This is a genomic window from Pseudomonas sp. K5002 (assembly GCF_013386655.1).
GTDB lineage: Bacteria > Pseudomonadota > Gammaproteobacteria > Pseudomonadales > Pseudomonadaceae > Aquipseudomonas.
The window spans coordinates 1-972 of the sequence record NZ_JACARK010001421.1 but is presented as its reverse complement, the minus strand read 5'-3'; the positions used below and the strand labels follow the sequence as shown (position 1 = coordinate 972).

The following is a 972-nucleotide window of genomic DNA, read 5'->3' as shown; positions in this document are numbered from 1 at the left end:
CTCGGGCCACGCCCCTACGACCCGCAACGGGCGGCGCAACTGCTCAAGGACGCCGGCCAGGAAAACCTCGAGGTGGAATTGATCACCACTCCGGGGCCTGGCTTGAGTTCGGCGCTGGTGCTGGCCGAGCAGGCCAAGCGCATTGGCGTGACCCTGAAGGTCAAGCAGGTGGACCTGGCGACTTTCCAGGGCCCGTTGAAAAACGACTGGACCCTGAGCACCGGCGGCAGCATCGGCGCGCCGTTCCTGGCCAGTGCGATCCATACCGACGCGCCGTTTGCGGTGTCCAACAAGACCCACTTCAACGACCCGCAATTCAGCGAGCTGTTCCTGGACGCCATGGCCCAGCCCGACCTGGAAAAACGCAAGGCCCTGGTGCATCAGGTCCAGCAGATCCAGTACGAGCGCGGCGGGATGCTGATCTGGGGCTACGCCGACTTGCTCGACAGCGTTTCCACCCGCGTCGGCGGGGCGCAGTCGGAAGAGTCGCTGTTCAGCACCTGGCGCTTTGAAAAGCTCTGGCTCAAAGACACGGCCTGACCCACTTACACCGCATCGCCCTGTAGGAGTCGGCTTGCCGGCGATGGCGCCCGGTCGACCGGCGCAGGGCCCAAGGGCCTCATCGCCGGCAAGCCGGATCCTACAAGGGACCGTGCGCTCTTCATTGTTTTTTATGGGGCATTTCTGCCATGCACGCTATCGCCTTGCGTTTACCTCTGCTGCTGGCCGCAAGCCTGCCAATCCAGGCGTTTGCCGCCGATACCCAACTGCAAACCGTGACCGTGCAGGCCAGTGCCAGCCAGTCCGATGATGATGCCCTGCCCACCCGCCCGCCGACGTCGGTGTACGGCGGCACGGAGACCAAGGTCCTCGACACGCCGCGTTCGGTGGTGCAGATCAACGCCGAGCAGTTGGCCAACGACTCGATCCGCAGCGCCTATGACCTGGTCAAATACGCCCCCGGTATCACCC

General features: G+C 64.4%; 2 pseudogenes. Both read left to right on the top strand.

Annotated features, from left to right (window positions below):
* A pseudogene (locus HX846_RS36875) lies at positions 1-540 on the top strand (ABC transporter substrate-binding protein); the annotation flags it as partial.
* Between the two features lie 149 nt (positions 541-689).
* Positions 690-972, top strand: a pseudogene (locus HX846_RS36870) (TonB-dependent receptor); the annotation flags it as partial.